The organism is Hyphomonas polymorpha PS728 (assembly GCF_000685315.1).
GTDB classification, from domain to species: Bacteria; Pseudomonadota; Alphaproteobacteria; order Caulobacterales; family Hyphomonadaceae; genus Hyphomonas; species Hyphomonas polymorpha.
On sequence record NZ_ARYM01000007.1, the window covers coordinates 76774 to 95738 of the forward strand.

12 protein-coding genes and 2 riboswitches are annotated in these 18965 nt (G+C 62.5%); of the genes, 2 read left to right on the forward strand and 10 right to left on the reverse strand.

What is annotated here, in order from left to right:
• Positions 1-4: 4 nt before the first annotated feature.
• Complete coding sequence (locus tag HPO_RS07425; RefSeq protein WP_162174022.1) at positions 5-1921, reverse strand: TonB-dependent receptor plug domain-containing protein; 1917 nt, start codon at positions 1919-1921, stop codon at positions 5-7.
• 174 nt (positions 1922-2095) lie between these two features.
• Positions 2096-2307, reverse strand: a riboswitch (cobalamin riboswitch).
• 24 nt (positions 2308-2331) lie between these two features.
• Positions 2332-3360 carry a FecCD family ABC transporter permease gene (locus tag HPO_RS07430; RefSeq protein ID WP_051612407.1) on the reverse strand — a complete coding sequence of 343 codons (1029 nt, stop codon included), beginning with the start codon at positions 3358-3360 and terminating at the stop codon, positions 2332-2334.
• Positions 3361-3523: 163 nt separating this feature from the next.
• Between HPO_RS07430 and HPO_RS07435 the strand changes: the two genes are divergently transcribed.
• Entirely contained in the window at positions 3524-4366 is an 843-nt protein-coding gene (locus tag HPO_RS07435; protein WP_035596443.1) for an ABC transporter substrate-binding protein, read from the forward strand.
• Here HPO_RS07435 and cobO read toward each other — a convergent pair.
• The 7 genes from cobO to HPO_RS07470 all read right to left on the reverse strand — a co-directional run bounded on the left by cobO (position 4363) and on the right by HPO_RS07470 (position 15641).
• Positions 4363-4968, reverse strand: coding sequence for a cob(I)yrinic acid a,c-diamide adenosyltransferase (gene cobO, locus HPO_RS07440; RefSeq protein ID WP_035596446.1), 606 nt, complete (start codon positions 4966-4968; stop codon positions 4363-4365). The two genes, HPO_RS07435 and cobO, sit on opposite strands and share 4 nt — an antisense overlap.
• Entirely contained in the window at positions 4949-8716 is a 3768-nt protein-coding gene (gene cobN / locus HPO_RS07445; RefSeq protein WP_035596448.1) for a cobaltochelatase subunit CobN, read from the reverse strand. The genes cobO and cobN overlap by 20 nt, the downstream gene beginning before the upstream one ends.
• Before the next feature lie 4 nt (positions 8717-8720).
• Positions 8721-9773 carry a cobalamin biosynthesis protein CobW gene (gene cobW / locus HPO_RS07450; protein ID WP_035596455.1) on the reverse strand — a complete coding sequence of 351 codons (1053 nt, stop codon included), beginning with the start codon at positions 9771-9773 and terminating at the stop codon, positions 8721-8723.
• A gap of 288 nt (positions 9774-10061) precedes the next feature.
• A riboswitch (cobalamin riboswitch) is annotated at positions 10062-10274 on the reverse strand.
• A gap of 52 nt (positions 10275-10326) precedes the next feature.
• The gene (locus HPO_RS07455; RefSeq protein ID WP_035596458.1) at positions 10327-11028 is read right to left on the reverse strand and encodes a hypothetical protein; all 702 of its coding nucleotides are present in this window, start codon (positions 11026-11028) and stop codon (positions 10327-10329) included.
• A gap of 4 nt (positions 11029-11032) precedes the next feature.
• Positions 11033-12778: a vWA domain-containing protein gene (locus tag HPO_RS19670; protein ID WP_051612408.1), complete on the reverse strand. Its 1746-nt coding sequence runs from the start codon at positions 12776-12778 to the stop codon at positions 11033-11035.
• Entirely contained in the window at positions 12775-13473 is a 699-nt protein-coding gene (locus tag HPO_RS07465) for a hypothetical protein (RefSeq protein WP_035596461.1), read from the reverse strand. The genes HPO_RS19670 and HPO_RS07465 overlap by 4 nt, the downstream gene beginning before the upstream one ends.
• The gene (locus HPO_RS07470) at positions 13473-15641 is read right to left on the reverse strand and encodes a YadA-like family protein (RefSeq protein WP_035596464.1); all 2169 of its coding nucleotides are present in this window, start codon (positions 15639-15641) and stop codon (positions 13473-13475) included. The genes HPO_RS07465 and HPO_RS07470 overlap by 1 nt, the downstream gene beginning before the upstream one ends.
• Here HPO_RS07470 and HPO_RS07475 point away from each other — a divergent pair.
• Positions 15631-16452 carry a sigma-70 family RNA polymerase sigma factor gene (locus HPO_RS07475; RefSeq protein ID WP_241767879.1) on the forward strand — a complete coding sequence of 274 codons (822 nt, stop codon included), beginning with the start codon at positions 15631-15633 and terminating at the stop codon, positions 16450-16452. The two genes, HPO_RS07470 and HPO_RS07475, sit on opposite strands and share 11 nt — an antisense overlap.
• Here HPO_RS07475 and HPO_RS07480 read toward each other — a convergent pair.
• A complete protein-coding gene (locus HPO_RS07480) occupies positions 16412-18805 on the reverse strand; it encodes a serine/threonine-protein kinase (RefSeq protein WP_035596471.1) in 2394 nt (797 codons plus the stop codon). The genes HPO_RS07475 and HPO_RS07480 overlap by 41 nt on opposite strands.
• Positions 18806-18965 lie beyond the last annotated feature (160 nt).

The following is an 18965-nucleotide window of genomic DNA, read 5'->3' on the forward strand; positions in this document are numbered from 1 at the left end:
ACGCTCAAAAGCGCGCGCGAACGCCGAGATAGAGGCTGCGGTTGAGTTCGTTGCGCCCGTAGGAAAGCTGGTAGTCCTGATCCAGAGCGTTCACGAGGCGGCCATAAAGCGCGACCCGGCTGGTCAGATCATAGTTTCCGAGGAGATCAAGCGTGACAAAGCCAGGCGTGACGCCGCCATAGCTGGAGGCGTTATCCGACCGGTAGCGCAGACGTGTTGTGAGATCGAACCTGTCCGTCAACTGAGCTGTGGCGCTGGTTGTACCCGAATAGCGCGGACGGCCAAGCCAGAGGCCGGTTTCCTCATTCTGAGCATCCAGCACCATGAAGGATTGGGACAGGCTGAGCCAATCGGTTACCGAATAGCGCAGGCCGAGTTCGGCGCCCTGTTTCTTCGTGCGGCCGAACTGAATATAGCCGCCCGATGGCTTTCCCGGGGGATAGCCAAAGGCGATTTCGTCTTCTACATCGCTGTGGAATACGGAGAATTCCAGCGCGGCCCTGGCCCAGCTGATATCCACGCCGGCATCATAGCCTTCGGAGGTTTCCACTTTCAGGCCGGCATTGCCATAGGTGGGGTCAAACAGCTGGTAGAGACCCGGTGCTTTGGCGCCTGTGCCATAGCTGGCGCGCAGCTTCACATCGCCGCCTGCGAGCGTGGCTGGCAGATAATAAGCACCGGTGACGCGATAGGTGTCGAACTGGCCGAAGCGTTCATTGTCGTCGAGACGGCCGGCGACGGTGATCGAAAGGGCTTCGGTGGGCCGGAAGGCAAGTTCGGTGAAGACGGAAGTGGTGGAGATACCTTCGCTGAAATTGCCGGAATAGAGCGTTACCTGATCCGTAGACTCATCTTCCCAGTTGAGACCGGCAGAAATCTGCACCTTGTCGAAGCCCGTATAGCGAGTGATGAACAAGGCTGTGTCCTTGGTGCCGTCATAAAGATCGCCCCCGGAGGAATAGAACGGGCCGAAATAGAGGCGTTCTGCATTATAGCGCGAGAGGGTCAGCTCGTTCTTCCAGGCACTGTCTGGTGTTTCATGCGTCAACTGAACAGCGTAGGCGGTGTCTTTCTTGTCGACCGTGTTGACGCTGTCGCTGGTGGTATTGTCGAGATCGGTGGAGGAGTCGTTATAGAAACCGACAACCTGGCCCGACAGGGTTTCGGAGAACTGGTAGCCGGCGCGGCCGCTGATGGCCCAGACGGAATAGTCGTCGTCTTCGGTGACAGATAGGCCCGTGCGCGGATCTGCGATGGAGGGGCCTTCCGTCTTTGTGCCCGTCAGCGACAGGCGATAATCGAGCTTGCCCTGCTTGCCGAGCAGCGAGACGCCGCCGCGTTGCAGGAGATGGTCGCCATGTTCCGACGATACGCCGAGATAGCCGCCTGCTTCGGCTTCCACATTGAAGCGGATGCCTTCTTCGGTAGCGCGCTGGGTGATGATGTTGATGACACCGCCGATGGCATCGGAGCCATAGAGGGAACTCTGATTGCCGCGCAAGACCTCGATACGTTCGACGTCCAGCGATGTCATGTTGTCGGAGGAAAACTGCGTGCTGGTCGAACTGGGATCGCCGAGCTTGATGCCGTCGAACAGGAAGAGCACCTGATCATTATCCGAGCCGCGGATGCTGACATTTGTGCTGCCGCCGGGGCGGCCGGCGCTGATCTGAACGCCTGGAATATCCTGCAGGGTTTCCTTCAAGGCGATGATCTGGCCGGTTTCCAGGGCCGCGCGATCCACGACGGCAATGGCGCTGCCGATCTCGCGCGGGGCGAGGTTCAGGCGGCTGGCCGTTATGGTGATGGTTTCCTGACGGCTTTCGTCTTCCGTTGACTGAGCATAGGCGAAGGAAAGTGAATTCAGGCTGGCGGCGCCGAGCAAAGCGCCAGTGATTGCTCTCACTGCATGTGAGGACATTGCTATTCTCCATCCGGGGAACAACTCCCCCGATTGCATCCATACGGATGACCGAACGCAATCACTTTCCGGAGGGCGCCTGCGCGACAGCCGGAAGCGAGGGTGCGTTCAGCACCCGCCTCTCAGATGTCGCCACGACGGAGTTCCGCTCTGCCGACTAGACCCGGTCGGAAGAGGGGCGACAATTTGACGGCAGGTCTCCTGGCTCCCGGTTCATCGCTTCCTCCGCGCCTTCCCAGAACACCCTTCCAGGCGCCCCAGTGGCATATCGCGGCAAAGCTCGCCGGTTACAGTTGCGGGTACAGCTGCAGATTCAAAGCTAACGCTCCTCACTGCATTCCCGTTTTAATCCCCCATAAAGGGGAACCGTCATGAACGCCGATACATTTGGTGGCGGGACTTGTCCAGCCCTATGCTTCGCGCCGGCGCGTGCGATAGAGGATGATGACGAGAAAAGGCGCACCGATAAGCGCGGTGACGACGCCGAGACGCAGTTCATTCGTGGTCGGGATAAGGCGCACGAGGATGTCTGCCGCGGTGAGCAACAGCGCGCCCATGAGCGCCGAAGACGCAATGAGACGCGAGGGAAGGCTGCCGGCAACACTGCGGGCGAGATGGGGCGCGACGAGACCGACGAAGCCGATCGCGCCGGTGACGGACACGGCGGCGCCGACGCCCAGCGCTACGCTGACAATCAGCCGCATGCGGACCAGTGTGAGATTGTAGCCAAGCGCGCGGGCAGCGTCTTCGCCGAGCGTGAGCGCGTCGAGGGCGCGGCTGTCACTGAAGAGAACCGCGAGGCAGAGCCCGATCAGCGGCACCGACAACCCCACATGCCGCCAGCTGCGATCCTCCGCCGAGCCGAGCAGCCAGAAGGTGATCTCCATCGCCGCGAAGGGGTTTGACGACAGATTGAGGGCAAGCGAAATGCCCGCCCCGGCCAGCGAACCGATGGCGATGCCAGCCAGAATGAGGCTAAGGCCGGAGGCAGAAAACATCGTAAAAACAAAGAGGAGAAGCGTCGCCGCAAGCGCGAACACCGCCGCCATGAGCGGCAGGAAAATGCCCGCGACGCTGGCGAACCCGAAGTAGAGCGCGACAACGGCGCCAAGCGCGGCAGCGCTCGCGACACCAAGAATGGAGGGCTCTGCCAGCGGGTTGCGCAGATAGCCTTGGAGCGCCGCCCCTGCCCCGCCGAGCATGGCGCCGACGCCAACGGTGAGCATGAGGCGCGGCAGGCGCAGCTCCCGGATGATGGTGTTCGTCACCTCGTCTGCATTGCCAAACAGGGCCCGGAAAACCTCTCCGGCACCGATGTCGACAGGGCCGGTCATCAGCGACAGCGCCGCCATGACGAGCAGCGCGCCCGCGCCGATCAGCCATTTGGCAGTATCAGTGACAGCCTGCTCCGGGCGGAGGGGTGCGGCGGAAATCTGCATGGGCGGAACTCGTCAAGATCGATCCGAAGGCATTCCGTCAACTGAGTGTCCCGGAACCCGAGATCGTCCCTTAGACCAGAATGCGCCCCGGCGCCAAGCATGGCTTGCGATTTTTTCCGGTTGTGACATGGCTGCGCCTTCTCATGCGCCGGGAGCAGGTTTTATGAAACGGAAAGCCCTGATTGCCTCTCTCCTGCTGATGCTCTCCGGCGCTGCCGATGGCGAGGCGCGGCCACACCGGATCGTTTCGCTGAACCTCTGCGCGGATCAGTATCTGATGGAGCTGGCGGACCGGGACCAGGTGGCAGCCCTTTCCCACAATGCGCGCAATCCGGCGCTTTCCTTCAGCGCGGAAAAAGCGAAAGACTGGCCGGTGTCGGACGGCAATGCCGAAGAGCTTACCGTGCTGAAGCCCGACCTCGTGATCGCGAGCCGTATCCGGCGGCCCGAGATTCGCATCTTCCTGGAGACACAGAATATTCCGGTATTGGAGATTGAACCAGCGCATACGCTGGAGGATATCCGCGCACAGACGCGGGCCATCGCCGGGGCCATCGGCGCGCAGGCGCGCGGCGAGGAATTGATCGCAGATATCGAGAGGCGGCTCGAGGCCGCACGGGAAGCCGCGCCGGAGGTACGCCCCGCGGCCGCCCATTATCAGCGCCGGGGGTTCATTTCGGGGCAGGCCACCCTGATGTCTGAAATCATGCGCTGGGCCGGCCTTGAGAACATCGCCGGCCGGATGGGCGCACGCCGCACACAGAGGGTCTCTATGGAAGTGCTGCTGGCGGCCCAGCCGGACATCCTTGTGACCGGCGTGCCTACCAGTAACGAGCGGGACATCGGCAAGGAAGTGCTGGACCATCCAGCGCTGAAAACCCTCTATGCCCGGGCCCGCTGGATCGAGATTCCCGAGGCGATGACCGTTTGCGGCGGGCCGTCCTTTCCGGCAGCGGTGGAGGAAATCCAGCGCCAATTCAAGGCATTAGAAGAAGTTCCGCACTAAAACTCGATCCCCGCCTGCGCCTTCACGCCGGAGCGGAAAGGATGTTTCAGGAGGGTCATCTCAGTGACCAGATCGGCCGCTTCGATCAATTCTTCGGCCGCGTTGCGTCCCGTCAGCACGACATGGCTATTTTCCGGCCTGGCGGCGAGCGTTTCCAGAACATCCGCCAACGGAATATAATCATAGCGTAGCGCCACGTTGATCTCGTCACACACGACGAGGCGGATTTCGGGATCGAGGATCATGGCTTTTGCCGCCTCCCAGGCCTTCATGGCAGCCGCGATGTCGCGGGCCTTATCCTGTGTTTCCCAGGTGAAGCCTTCACCCATAGCCTGCATGGTGACGAGATGCGGGAAAGCATCGAAGACCTGTTTCTCGCCGGTTGCCCAGGCGCCCTTGATGAACTGGATGATGCCCACCTTCATGTTGTGGCCGATCGTCCGGCAGACCATGCCCATCGCGGCCGTGCTTTTACCTTTACCCTTGCCAGTGTGGACGATGATGAGGCCCTTCTCCACCGTCTTGCCGGACATGATCTTGTCACGGACGGCCTTTTTCTTTTTCATCTTTTCATTGTGACGGTCATCGTCCTGAGCGGTCATGGGGGGCTCCTCCGGTTTGAGCAATCAGGGTTTCAAGAGTGGGGCGGACGCTGTTGAGGCGGGGCTTCCAGAGGCCCCGCTCCAGCGCCTCCAGAAAACGCGCCGCCATTTCGCGAAGGGCGGCGGGATTATTATCGCGGATGAAGGCGGCAACCCTGCCGTCTGACAGATAGGCGCCGTATAGCATATCGAACTGATGATCCTTGACCGCATCGGTGGTCGCGGCAAAAGCGAAGAGATAATCCAGCGTGGCGGCCATCTCGAAGGCGCCCTTATAGCCGTGACGCATGGCGCCTGCGATCCATTTGGGATTGGCCGCGCGGGCCCGCACGACGCGGGCAATCTCTTCCGCCAGGGTGCGCACCTTTGGGGTTTCCGGGCGGGAATGATCGGTGTGATAGATCACCGGCATCTTGCCCTTCAAGCCTTCAGAGGCTGCCGCGAGGCCGCCCTCGAACTGGTAGTAATCATCCGAGTCGAGAAGATCATGCTCGCGGTTGTCCTGATTGTGGACGATGGCATCGGCTTTGCGGATGCGCCGCTCCAGCGAGGCGCGATCGGCCCTGCCCGCCTGGCCGCCACCATAGGCATAGCCGCCCCATTCCAGATAAGCGTCTCCCAACGCGCTCCGGTCCTGCCAGACGCCTTCATCGATGAGCGCCTGGAGGCCTGCGCCATATGCGCCGGGTTTTGAGCCGAACACCCGCGCGCCGGCCTGCATGTCCGCGGCGTATTCGGCATGGCCCTCTGCCATCAGTGCACTGCGCTCTTCCTGATACCGGGTGGCGAGTGGATTGTCCGCCTCTGGTTCTTCCAGTTTCATGATGGCGCGGGCGGCCGAATCGATCAGGTCCATCTGGTCCTGAAAGGCGTCGCGGAAAAAGCCCGAGACGCGGAACGTTACGTCGACCCTGGGGCGCGCCAGCCGGGCGAGCGGGAGTATTTCAAATCCCGTGACGCGGCGCGACGCATCATCCCATTTCGGGCGGACCCCCATCAGGGCGAGGGCCTGGGCGACATCATCTCCGCCTGTACGCATGTTTGATGTTCCCCACGCGGAAATGGCCATGGCACGCGGCCACATGCCTTCGCGCTGGCGGTAGTCCTCGACCAGAAGCTGGGCCGATTTCCAGCCGAGCGCCCAGGCGGTTCGCGTGGGAACGGAGCGTGTGTCTACGGAGTAAAAGTTCTTTCCCGTAGGCAGCACATCCGGACGCCCCCGCGTGGGCGCGCCGGAGGGGCCGGGCAGAACGAAGCGGCCATCGAGCGCGGCAAGGAGACCGTGGATCTCCTGTTTCCCGCACGCCGTAAGCGATGGCAGCAAGACGCTGCGAACATAGCTCATCACGGCATTCGTCCGAGGCCAGTCCGCCGGTATCGGCGCGCCCTCTACAAGCGCAGCGGCGAGCCCCTCGAGTCGCTCCACGGTATCGCCATGGGTTCGCCAGGTATCCGGGGACAGCGTGGCAAGATGTTGCGGTCGGGGCCCTTCCCAGGCATCCCCGAGACGGCAGTTCAGCGGATCGAAGCCAAGGGCCATATCGGCCGCCAGGGCCCGCAGGAGCGAGGCGTTTGCGCCCTTTCCATCATGACGCGGGGCGCGAGCGATGGCGACGGCGAGATCCGCCAGCAGACGCCCTTCCGGCGCGCGGCCGAAGACATGCAGCCCGTCGCGGATCTGCATTTCCTTCAGCTCACAGAGGTAATTGTCGAGAGCGGCGATGGCCTCGTCTTCGTCTCCGGGCGCGTAGATGCCATCCCGGTCAAGGCCGGCACGCGCTGCGGCCTCAAGAATGTCGCGGCGCAGAGGCTTCAGCCGCCGTGCATCCAGGCTGGCGGCTTCGTAATATTCGTCCACCAGCGCTTCAAGGTCTTTCAGCGGGCCGTAGCTTTCCGCGCGGGTCATTGGCGGTGTGAGATGGTCGATGATGACGGCGCTTGCGCGCCGCTTGGCCTGTGTGCCCTCGCCGGGATCATTGACGATGAAGGGGTATATGTGCGGCAATGGGCCGAGGACCGCCTCCGGACAGCAGGCTTCGGACAGGGCGAGCGCCTTGCCGGGAAGCCATTCGAGATTGCCGTGCTTGCCCATATGGATGATGGCATGGGCCCCGAACGCCCGGCGCAGCCAGGCATAGAAGGCCAGATAGCCGTGAGGCGGGGGCAGGTCCGGGCTGTGATAGGTTTCCACCGGATTTATGTTGTAACCGCGCGCGGGCTGGACACCGAGCACAACATTCCCGAAGCGGTGTATCCCGAGCCGGAAACCATCCGCCGACGGCTCAAAGAAGGGATCCTGCTGCGGGGCGCCCCAGCGCGCTGTTATCTGATCGCGGACAGTTTTCGGAAGGGATTCCCAGAAGGCGGTATACTCTGCCAGCGGTAGGATTACGCCGGCCAGCGAAGGGTCTTTGCGGCGGTCATTTGTTGGGCCGCTGAGAAGAAGGTCCATCAGGGCGGCGCCGGAGTCCGGGGCTTGTGGCACTGTGTATCCGGCCGCGCTCAGGGCTTTCATCACTTCAATCGTTCCGGCGGGCGTATCGAGGCCGACGCCGTTGGCGAGGCGGCCGTCACGGTTGGGATAATTGGCAAGGATGAGGGCGACCCGGCGGTCTGAAGCAGGCATGCGGCGCAGACGCGCCCAGGCGGCGGCCTGGGCTGCGACAAATGCTGTCCGGTCCGGCAGGGGCACATGCCGGACGCCGGCATGCTGTGTCAGAGCGCTGGAGGCGGCGCGCTCCTTGAAGGCAATGGCGCGGGTCAGGATACGGCCATCGACCTCCGGCAGGGCGACACTCATGGCCACATCGCGCGCGGAGAGGCCGCGCGTGCCGGTGGCCCATTCCTCGCTTGCGCCGCTGCTGAGCACCGCCTGAAGAATGGGGCAGCCGGCATATTCGAGAACCGAGGGTTGGCGGGTTTCGCCGGGAGTGGATACGGCGAAGCCTGTGAGATTCAGGATGACGTCTGGCGATGCCTCCGCAATCAATCCGCTTACGAACGCTTCGCAGAACGTGTCTTTCAGGCTGTGCAGGAAGACCGGCAAGGGATTTAGGCCAGCTTCATGAATGGCGGTGATGAGCGCGTCCAGCGCCTGCGTTTGCCCGGCGAGATAATAGGCGCGATAGAAGATGATCGGGGCGATGGGCGCCTGCCGGCCCCAGAGTTGGGCCATTTCGCTCATAGCGTTCGGCGCGGCGCCGGGCCAGTAGAGACCGGCGCGCGGGATTTCTGCAGGTTCCGAGCCAGGCAAATCCCGCCGGTCAATCATCCAGGCCGTATGCTGAAGGAATGCGGAGAGGTTATCCGGCCCGCCTTCCTGAAGATAGGCCCAGAGGCGTTCCCGGTCTTCAGGGGAGATGGTTGAAAGTCCTTCAAGGTCCGGATCGGGGCGGCCATCGCCGGGTATCAGGGCGAGCTGGACGTTATTTTCCCGAGCGGCCCTGACAATCTCCGCAACGCCATAGGGCCAGTATGTGCGCCCACCGAGCACCCGCACGCAGACGATTTTGGCGTGAGCAATCACCTTCTGGACATAAAGATCGACAGAGAAATTATGCTGCAGGGTCATCAGATTGGCGAGGCGGAGCGTGGGCGCGCCCTCGCCTGCCCGGCGCTGCGCCACTTCCAGCGCCGACAGATCTGTATCTGCCGCCGAGAGGACAACGATCTCGCCAGGCGACTGGCCGAGATCAACCGGCTCTGAGCCATCGCTGACCTGTCCGTCCCGAATGTTCAGGAGATGCATCGGCTCAGCCGCCCTTCAGTATCCGCTCTGCATTGGCGCGGCTGAAGCCCGAAGCGCCGATGACAACCAGCCGCCCGGCGGGCGGCTCGCCTTCCTTCCAGGCCCTGTCGAAATGCCAGTTCACCCGGGGGCCGACCGCCTGTACCAGAAGGCGCATGTCACGCCCCTCCACCGGCACAAATCCTTTCACCCGGTAGACTTCCTCAGCCTTAGCGAGCGAGGCGATCCGCTGGGCAAGAACTTCCGCTGACGGAACAAAATCCAAGTTCACGACGAAGCTGTCAAAGTCATCATGATCGTGGTCTTCGCCTTCCGCGTCGTGATGCGAATGACGGTGCTCGATCTCGTTTTCGGCGGCAATTCCCAGCCCGAGCAGCGTATCGGCCGGGAGGTTTCCTCTCTCGGCCTGAACGAAATGCACGCCGGGGCGTGTATGTGCGGTCAAATTCCGGCGGACATCTTCAAGCGCATCCGCGGAAACCAGGTCTGCCTTGGTCAGCACGACCATATCGGCGCAATGGAGTTGGTCCTCGAAAAGTTCTTCCAGCGGGCTGTCATGATCCAGCATTTCGTCGGCCGCGCGCTGGGCGCTGAGGGCGTCCTCGTCATGGGCAAATCGCCCCTGCGCCACAGCGTCGGCATCCACAAGCGTCACCACGCCATCGACGGTCACGCGGGTGCGGACTTCCGGCCAGTTGAAGGCTTGGACGAGGGGCTTTGGCAGGGCAAGGCCGGAGGTCTCGATGACGATATGGTCCGGAGGGATGTCCCGCTCGATCAGCGCCTGCATGGTGGGCAGGAAATCATCGGCGACGGTGCAGCAGATGCAGCCATTGGCCAGTTCGATGATGTCATCCTCGCTGCAGCTTTCCACACCGCAGCCCTTCAGGATTTCGCCGTCTACGCCGACGTCCCCAAACTCGTTGATGATGAGGGCAATGCGGCGGCCACCGGCATTTTCGATCAGATGGCGGATGAGTGTCGTTTTTCCTGAACCGAGGAAGCCTGTGATTACGGTGGCCGGAATTTTGCCCGTGTGGGCGGAAGTGTCAGTCATGGCAATGCCTTCGCAGCGATCAGATGGGGGGATCGATCAGCTGAGAGCACGCGCAGACGGCGCAGCAGCGCCGCCTGATTATGGCGGAGAACCAGATTCGCGAAGCGAACCATCCTGTCCACTCTCCCCTCCGGCAGCATTGCGGCAGCCGGGCTCAGGACGCATGGCAGACGGAAGCCACCCCTTGCCGCAGGACAGCAACAGGCAACTTACCGACGCTCACACGTCAGCCAATCACTACTGTCGCCACGACGGAGTTCCGCTCTGCCGACTAGACCCGGTCGGAAGAGGGGCGACAATTTGACGGCAGGTCTCCTGGCTCCCGGTTCATCGCTTCCTCCGCGCCTTCCCAGAACACCCTTCCAGGCGCCCCAGTGGCATATCGCGGCAAAGCTCGCCGGTTACAGTTGCGGGTACAGCTGCAGATTCAAAGCTAACGCTCCTCACTGCATTCCCGTTTTAATCCCCCAATAAAGGGGAACCGTCAGAACCTCCGTGTAGGCGCGGCGCGCGCGCCTGTCCAGAGATTTCCGGAAGGCCGCGAAAGACCTCTTCAGTTCTTTCGCGCGGTGAAGGGAGTATAGCTGCGGCAGTTCATGGGCATTCCCATTGATGCCATCATGGCAGCCTGCTCTGGCGGCATGTCGATGTTGAAGGTGAACAGCGAATATCCCCGAATAAGGCGCGGAGTGACCAGCGTATATCCCTGCACAACGCTTGCGCCGCCCCCAGAGCGCTGGTCATCGACCATGGTTCCGCGCCAGCTGTTTTCGCCCACTTTGCTCCAGCGCTGAGATGCATTGCCGGCATCTGCAAGCTTGGATGGGTGGAAACTTCCGCCCCACTGAATATTGCGGGTCGCACTTGTAATCCCGCCGGTATTCATGGTTTTCCCCTTGAGCATCGGGCAGGCGCTGAGATCGCTTGCCGCCATCTGGATGGTCCAGTTGCCATCCTCGGGGGCCATCGCGTCGAACAGTTGCACATCACACTGCCCCATGCCGCCATAGGCAACATTGATCTCTGTACGGTCGGCCCGCGTCCAGTAAGGATCGCGCCCCGGCACCGTCACCATTGTCATGTCCTTGGCGCCTGCCGGCATCTTCTCGCCGGTGATCATCTCCATATCGGCGATGGTGAGATCCGCCAGCCTGCACTGGCACCCGCCCGCCATGGAGCATTTGGCGATGACAAATTCCGCGCGTGCCGGAAGCGCCAGCAAGAAAAGGATAACAAGTCCGAATATGATACGCATGGGTCTAGTTCTCCCTGGAAGGATCAAGCAAGGCTTCGAGTTCGGCGCGGGAAAGCGCGCCGCGCTTCATCGGCGTGCCGGAGAGGCGCTTCATGGCGTCATCCGGGCTGGCCGCCGGTTGGCCGCCCCCGCCCTGTGAGGCAGGTTGGGCCACAGGCGTTGCGGGCCCGCTGCCCGTAGCGGCCAGCGTCAGCGTGAAATCATTTGCCTGGCCGGGAAGTATTTCCACCACCGCGCGGTATTCGGTGCCCTTGCCGCTGACTGCGGATACCTCATACCGGCCGGGCTCAAACTCGCCGGTTGCAGCCACCTGTTTCCGCGGCGGAGCCCAGACATCCGTTGCCGGAACATCCAGCGGAATGGCAGACCAGGAAACCGCCTCGCCGGACGCGCCTTTGGGTAGGCGGAAGCTGGCTTTGACAAGGGGTATATCATCCTGCGTGGCTGCGCCTTGCGTAGCCGCAGCCGCGCGGGCGGAGAGTTCCGCACTAGTCGGCTGCGCGGCATCCTGGAAAGGCACACCGACGCCAAATTTGCGCGAGAATAGGATCTCGTAGCTGCTGGACAAATACCGCAGCTCATAAACACCCGGCTCGGCAGGCGCCGTCAGGCCCATCTTTCCGTTCTTGTGGAGCGCGTAGCCCCAGCTGTTCGTATAGACCTTTCCGGGATCTTCCGGCTTGGCGATTACAATCCGCTGGCTGCCCTGATCGGGGCCTCTCCAGGTGAAATTGAATCGCTTGCCTGGCGCGACCGTTCCGATCGCATCAAAACCACTGGATGGGGCAACAACCTCAATCGGCTGACGCTCCACAACCCCTCTGGAAGGCAACACTAGAATAAGGTCATATTCCCCCGGCTCAGAAGGCGCTGTCACGTGGAAGGGGTTATTGCCCTTGTCGGAAGCGCCCCCTATGACGCTGTAGGATGCGCTGGTCGGCGGCGCCGGCGCGCCCCGCCGGGTAAAGCCGGCATAGTCGCTACCCTTGGCAGTGCCCTTGTAGGAAACCTTGTACGTATACCCCGCTTCTGCCTTCGGTCCGATATCGAAGAAGGCCTGCGTAGGCGGCGGGGGCTCGGCCTCCGCAATCTGGCCGAGCGCGTCGGACAGCTCCTGCCCCGTCTGCGGGCGGAGCAACAGGCCGCCCGTTGCCTCCGGAATGCAGGCCAGCGCGGATGCTTCCTGCTCGGTCAGGCCAAAGCCCACCACATGCGCGCGGATCTCGATGCCTTCTGCAGCGAGTTCCGCGGCCAAGGCGCAGGGGTCCGCCTTGCAGGTTTCCAGGCCATCGGTGACGAGGATGATATCTGCCCGCTCGGCAGTTTTCGGAATCTGTGTCCGCGCCATGCGGATGGCGTCTGTCAGCGGCGTCATGCCGTTGGGCCGGATCTGGTTGACGCGGGAGGAAAGCGTTGCGGCGTCCTGTACGCCGGTGGGCGCAATCACTTCGATATCCGCGCAATCGCCCCGGCGCCGATGGCCATAGGCGATGACACCGAGGGGTTCGGCCGCGTTGCGTGTACGGAAATATTCTCCCATCACATCGCGCGCCACTTCGATTTTCGTCGTGCCGCCCTTGAGCTGACCCCACATGGATCCCGAAGCATCAAGGATCAGGACGGAGGCACTCTCGGCCTCCTGCGCCTGGACGGTCAGAGCCGGGCTGACAGCCAGGATCGCAGCCGCAGAAAGGCCTGCGCGTAACGCATGGCGCCGGCTGGGAAGCCATTGGGGCATACGGATTTTCATTCTGATCCCTCCTCTGCTCCGACGCGCGAGAAGCGCAGAACGGGCGAGATTATGTTTTCGGCAGCTGGAATAGTGAGCGTGGCGGTCCACCCCTCCGGGCCGCCGGAAGGATTGGCCAGTTCCACATCAATCGAACCTGACAGCCGGCCGGCCTCGTTGAGGACCAGCCGGGCGCTTCCCGAGGAGGCCGTGCTGATCGCCAGACGGCGCGGACTGCCTGCCTCATCCCGATCCCAGATCTGGTAGGCCGCGATGAAACTCCCATCGGCGGCCGCGTCCATGTCCGCTTCCGGTACGATGGGAACTTCGCTTCCATCGGCAACCCCGTTTCCGAGGGCAACGGCCACCAGGCAGAGATAGGACACGTCATCTTCCGGCGCGGCGACAATTGCCCCCTGCACACCGGCATTCAGACCACCTTCCGGATCAGCGCCAAACACGCTGCCGCCGAAGAATTCGCCCTCAAGGCCGCGGCTGAACTGCCCCCGCGCCACGGGCGCATCGGGGTTGGCAGCCGTGATCTCCCTCAGCCGGAGACCGGTCATTTCCGCGGGCATCAGCTCACAAGATTGCGGGCCCAGCTGCTCGAAGATGAATTCGGCGATGGAGGGTTTGTCCTCCGCCTGCGCGCATCCGGCAAGCACCAGAAACGCGCAGGCGGAGAACGTCAGGGTACGTCCCACAGCCTGAACCATTACCACCCCCAGCTCACGCCGGCGCGGCCACCTATCTGGCCGGAGCGCAGGCCCGCGCCAACGCCAACATTGACGAAGACGTTTTCACGGACTTTGCCGATGGCGCCGAAGCCTGCCGCGCTGGAATTGTCGAAATAGCCAAGATTGGCCGAAACGGCGAATTCCTGATCAGGTTGCAGCACCTGCGCGCCGCCGAGCGCCATTGCCATGGCGACCCCATCGGCCTGCTTACGGAACCGCTCACCCGTCTGACGGACGGAGGTTTCCAGCCCGTCCACCCGCGCAAACCAGGGCTCCATGTCCATAGTGGCAAGGTTGCCCGCACCATCTGCAGTGACCGCATAAACCGGGCCGGACTGCGCGGCGCGGCTCTCTGCCGAGTTGATCCCTGCAAGGGTGTAAGTGTTGCTGGCCGAACCAATGGCCACCTGATTGGCGCGGGTGGTTTCTACGCCCTGCCCGATGGCCACGGAATTGTCGAAGCCAGCAATCGCCCCCTGACCAATGGCCGTAGACTGAGCACCCGTTGCCTGCGCGCCGGCGCCGAGGGCCGTGCTGCCCGCCTGGCTGGCATTGGAGGCCGCGCCAAGGGCCAGCGCGTCAGAGGCGCCGGTCGTCCCAACAGTCGCGCCCGATTGCAGATTAGCCAACTGCGTGGCGGCGTCCTGAAGTGCTGTCTGCAGCGTCGTGAGCTGGGCCTGAAGCGCGGCAATTTCCGCCGCATTCGGCCCGCCACCACCGCCGCCGGCATTAATCGCGGCGATATCGGTGGTGTTGGTGCCCAGCTGCGAACTGATGGCGCTGATCGCGCCGGTGACGCTGCCATAATTCGTTCCGAGAACGGAGAAGGTAGGCGAGGTAAACGTCGCCGAAACTGGGTCCCAGGCCGCCCCGCCGCCTAACGCCAAAGCAATTGGCGTCAGGTCTGCACTGGCCCCGCCGCCAGCCACAGTCGCCATCGCCGCAGAAAGCTGACGCAGGTTTACAGCATCGGTCGCAGCAATGGCATCGGCCACATGGATCAGGTTACGTTCATTGCCGTCCGAGCCGATAGAGACCGAATACTCCCGGTCGGCAAGGGCTTCATAGCCTATGGCCGTCGCGCCCAACGCCGTTGCGGTTGACCGTACCCCGAAGGCAGAGCTGTATTCGGCGCCAGCAATGTTCAGAAATCCGAACGCGACACTGCGATCTCCGTTGGCGGAGTTAAAATAACCATAGGCACTGCTGCTGTCGCCATTGGCCGAATTGATGAAACCAAACGCATTACTGGCATTGCCGATAGCGGCCGAACCATTGCCGAAAGCAGAGCTATACTCTCCATACGCCGAGTTCAGACGGCCAAAGGCGTTGCCACCAATGGCATCCACAGTGTTCCTGCTACCAAACGCGCCCCCTTCCAGCGCATTTGAATAGTTGAACCAGCCAAAAGCGAGAGCTTCTTCACCGTTCGCAACGTTTTCTCCGCCAACTGCGACGGAATTGAAACTACTGGCGCCATTGAACGCCCCTAGCGCCACGGACTGAAAACCGGTTGCTGTATTCACATATCCGAACGCAGAGCTGTTGGCGCCGATAGTAGAGTTGGAAGACCCAAAGGCCGAGCTCCGTATACCGGTCGCAATGTTGCCTGCGCCAAATGCTATTGAATCTAGACCTGTGGCGTCATTGCTCCTGCCGATCGCCGCACCATAGTCGCCTGATACAAAGTTGTTGGAGCCGATGGCTGTACCATACTCGGAAGCGGCACGGTTATTCCGTCCTACCGCCACCCCATTGGTTTCGTCAGCCGCATTATCAGCGCCCAAAGCTACGCTGTATCTGCCCGCCGCCGTATTGAAGTAGCCAAACGCGCTACTATAGTCCCCTAAGCTTTCACTGCCCGCACCGAAAGCGCTACTCACCATCCCCAGGGCCGTATTGCCATTCCCATAAGCGGAACTCCAAACACCGTCGGCGAGGTTGTCATAACCATAAGCGCTTGAGGTTTCTTCGCACGCGGCATTGCCCTCTCCATCCTGCGATCCCTCGGGCGGAAAACCGTCCAGACAGACGCGCCCCTGTGCCTGAGCGCCCTGCGCGGCGCCAAGCGCAACGGCCAGAAAAGAGGCGCCCACCGCCCAGCGGGCGTTGCGTCCGGATACAGATTTTCGGCTGATGGCTGTCATTGAGATAACTCCTGTTCCCCTAAGGCTCGTGACGGATGGGCCGCGATTTTTCGGGCGCATTCAAAAGCCAGAACGGGATGCCAGCCTCAGACCGGACATGGCCTGCGCGGAGCTTTCACAATCCGGGATGATTTTTTTCTGGCCTTTAGCGATTCCGCTGGTACGTATAATCGTGAGTGTGGGTCGGGGGACGGCGCTGCGGAGGGTGCCTTTTCTGATGTACAATCAAGGTTCTGGACGGCCGCCAGAGATTCTGGCCGCTGCAGACAGGCTCGTTCCGGCATTGTGGGAAGATCTGCGCCGGGTCGCCCGGCGCGAGCGCCGCCGTGTTGGCGCAGGACACACACTGCAAACCACGGCGCTGGTCAGCGAGACCTGGCTGAAACTGCGCCGCAAGGAAAACTTTCTCGACGATCAGCACTTCCTGCGCGCTGCTGCAATCGCCATGCGTTCAGTTCTTATCGACCATGCGCGGGCGCGGCTTGCGGCAAAAAGGGGATCTGGAAAAATAGATCCGCTTACAGATGACATTGAGCCTTTCTGGGAAAGCGACGAACGCCTGGTCGAACTGGATGAAGCGCTGACACGGCTGGGCAAGCTCAACCCTCGCCTGGCTGAGGTGGTCGAACTTCGGTTTTTTGGCGGATATACCGAAATTCAGGCGGCAGACATTCTTGGCGTGACAGACCGCACCATAAGGCGTGACTGGATCAAGGCCCGCGCCTGGCTTTACCGTGAATTGTCAGGCACGCCGATTGAGCCGCCTGAGCTTACGGAACCAGGCCAAAACGGTCCCGCAGGGTCCGAATAACCTCCATCTGGCTGGCCGCGCCTGCGCCCAGCGGCGCCAATGCCAGCTCTGCCTGCGCCAACAGACCGGCCGCCTGCTGCGTGTCGCCCTTCTCTGCAAAGGCCCGCGCCATCATGATCGCGATAATGCCGGCGGCCGGATGGGCCTCTCCGACAGCTTCGGTCACGCGCGTATAGCCATCCTCCGCGACACGGAATGACAGGAGCTGTTCCCCCGCATCGCTGAGTGCCTCACTGACCCCTGCAATGGCAGAGGCATAGTGGATGCTGCCCGGCCCGGCATGTTCGAGGGCCATGTCTGCCCCTTCGCGAAGATAGGGCAGCGCATCTTCCGGCCGGCCAAGCCGCAGCAGCGTCTTGCCGTAATTGTTGAGCAAGGCAGACGTCGCCGCTGAGGCCCCATACAACTCCCTACGCAGATAGACGGCCTCCCGGAACAGAGGCTCGGCCGCTTCGGGCCTTCCGGACAGCGTTTCAATCGCGGCGAGATTGTTCAGGGTGTTGAGGGCGTCCGGGCTATTGTCGAGCGCGGCCACCCGCCACACTTCCAGCGCCTGGCGAAACGCTGCTGCGGCCTCGTCCCGCCGGCCTGCAGCCGTCAGCATGACACCAAGGTCGTTATGGAATACGCCGGTATGCCGATGATGTGCGCCGCTTAACCGGACGCGCTCAGGCAGGTGCGCCTGAAGCAGGGATATGGCACCCTCTATATCCCCCCTGTCGCGCAGAATCCGTGCCTCCACCAGCCGGCTATCCACCAACCGCCGCCGCCAGAGTGCAGCATCCCTGTTCCAGAATTCCTGGGCCAGTGTCAGCTGTTCCTCGGCCGCCTCAAGGTCTGCTGTACGCAGATGATATTGCGCCAGGTCGTATTGCGCCGCCGCGCGCACGCCCGGCTCTGTTTCAGACGCCTCAACGATGCGCTTCAGGAGCGGCGCTGCCGCCTCATAGTCGCCGAGATAGAGGTAAAGCTCCGCCAGCGTGTGCATGACGGGACCTCCCTTGGCCGCATCATTGGCGAACATCTCTGTCACCTGGCCCGCCGCCGTTTCGAGAATCTCCCGCGCGCTGGTTTCTGTGCCGCCAGCAGTATCTGCCGCGTCGCGCAGCATGAAATAGAGATATTGCTGGACGGCCTCGAGGCGCGCCTGTTCCCGCAGAGCTGTGTCACGCTCGATACGGGCTTCCTGTGCCTGCCAGAGCGAAGCGCTGAGGCCGAGACCAAGACTGGCCACAAGGGCCGCTGCCGCCGCCACCTGCCACCGCCGGCGCAACAGGAACCTGCCGGTCGCATAACCCCGTTCCTTCAGACGCGCTGACACCGCGTCTCCGGCAAGCGCTCTGGTTAAATCCTCCCGGAACGCGTCCACTGACGGATACCGGTCCGCCGGCTTCTTGGACAGCGCCTTGGCCAGCACCGCATCAAGATCGCGGATCAGAGCGCTGCCCGGCTTCGATGTGCGCGTTGAGAGCGCCACAGGCATTTCTTCTGCTGCGCGGCGGGCAGCAGTCTGGACGGGTGCCCCGGACAGGGCGAGCGGCGGCTGACCTGCCAGCAATGCATAGAGGGTCGCGGCCAAGCCATAGACATCGCTGGCTGCGGTGGCCGGTTCACCGGCGAGCAACTCGGGGGCCGCATAGTCCAACGAGAGCGGCGCTGTGCCCAGCTCATCGCCGCCAGCCAACCGGGCGACGCCGAAATCGATCACCCGCGCCCGGCCGGCCTCATCGATCAGAATGTTCGATGGCTTGATGTCGCGATGAACGATCAGCTTGCCATGCGCATGCACCATCGCTTCGCAGGCCTGCACGACCATGGCGACAATCTCTCGCGGCGCGGCATCCTGCTGACGTGCCCATACATCAATGGGGGCCCCGTTGGCGTATTCCATCACCATCCATGGCCACCCGTCCGGTCCGCCGCCCCCATCCAGAAGGCGCGCTATGCCGGGATGCTCCAGCCGCGCCAGGAACTGGCGTTCGCTCTCGAACAGGGCCCAATGCTCTGGCGCCAGCGGCTGCATCAGCTTGAGCGCTGCTTCCTGCTCATAGAGGCCATCTGCGCGATGCACGCGGTAAACAGTGCCCATCCCGCCGCGCCCGATGACAGAATCGATACGCCAGGCGCCCAGCCGCGCGCCCACCGGCATCAAGGCACTCTCCTCTCCCATAAGGGGGGGCTCAAGGAACTGCTCGCTGTCGCCGGCGAAATCGAGGAGAGAGAGCACCTCCGCGATCAGCGCGGCATCTTCCGTCTGTGCACGCACGAAAACAGCGCGTTCCTCAGGGGGCAATTCCAGAGCCGCATCCAGAAGCGCCTCCACCTGCGGCCAGTTCGGCATATTATGATTCATTCGCTCTTTCCCGCGGCGCGCAGCAATGGTTCACCATTTTGCCGGTGGATTCAAACATTTCCGTTCGTCGGGCCTGAAAAATCCAGGCTGGCGGGGAAGCTTTTTCCCGAATGTCCGGAATGGCTCCGGCCCTGCGTTCTTTCTCTCAAGCAGGCACATC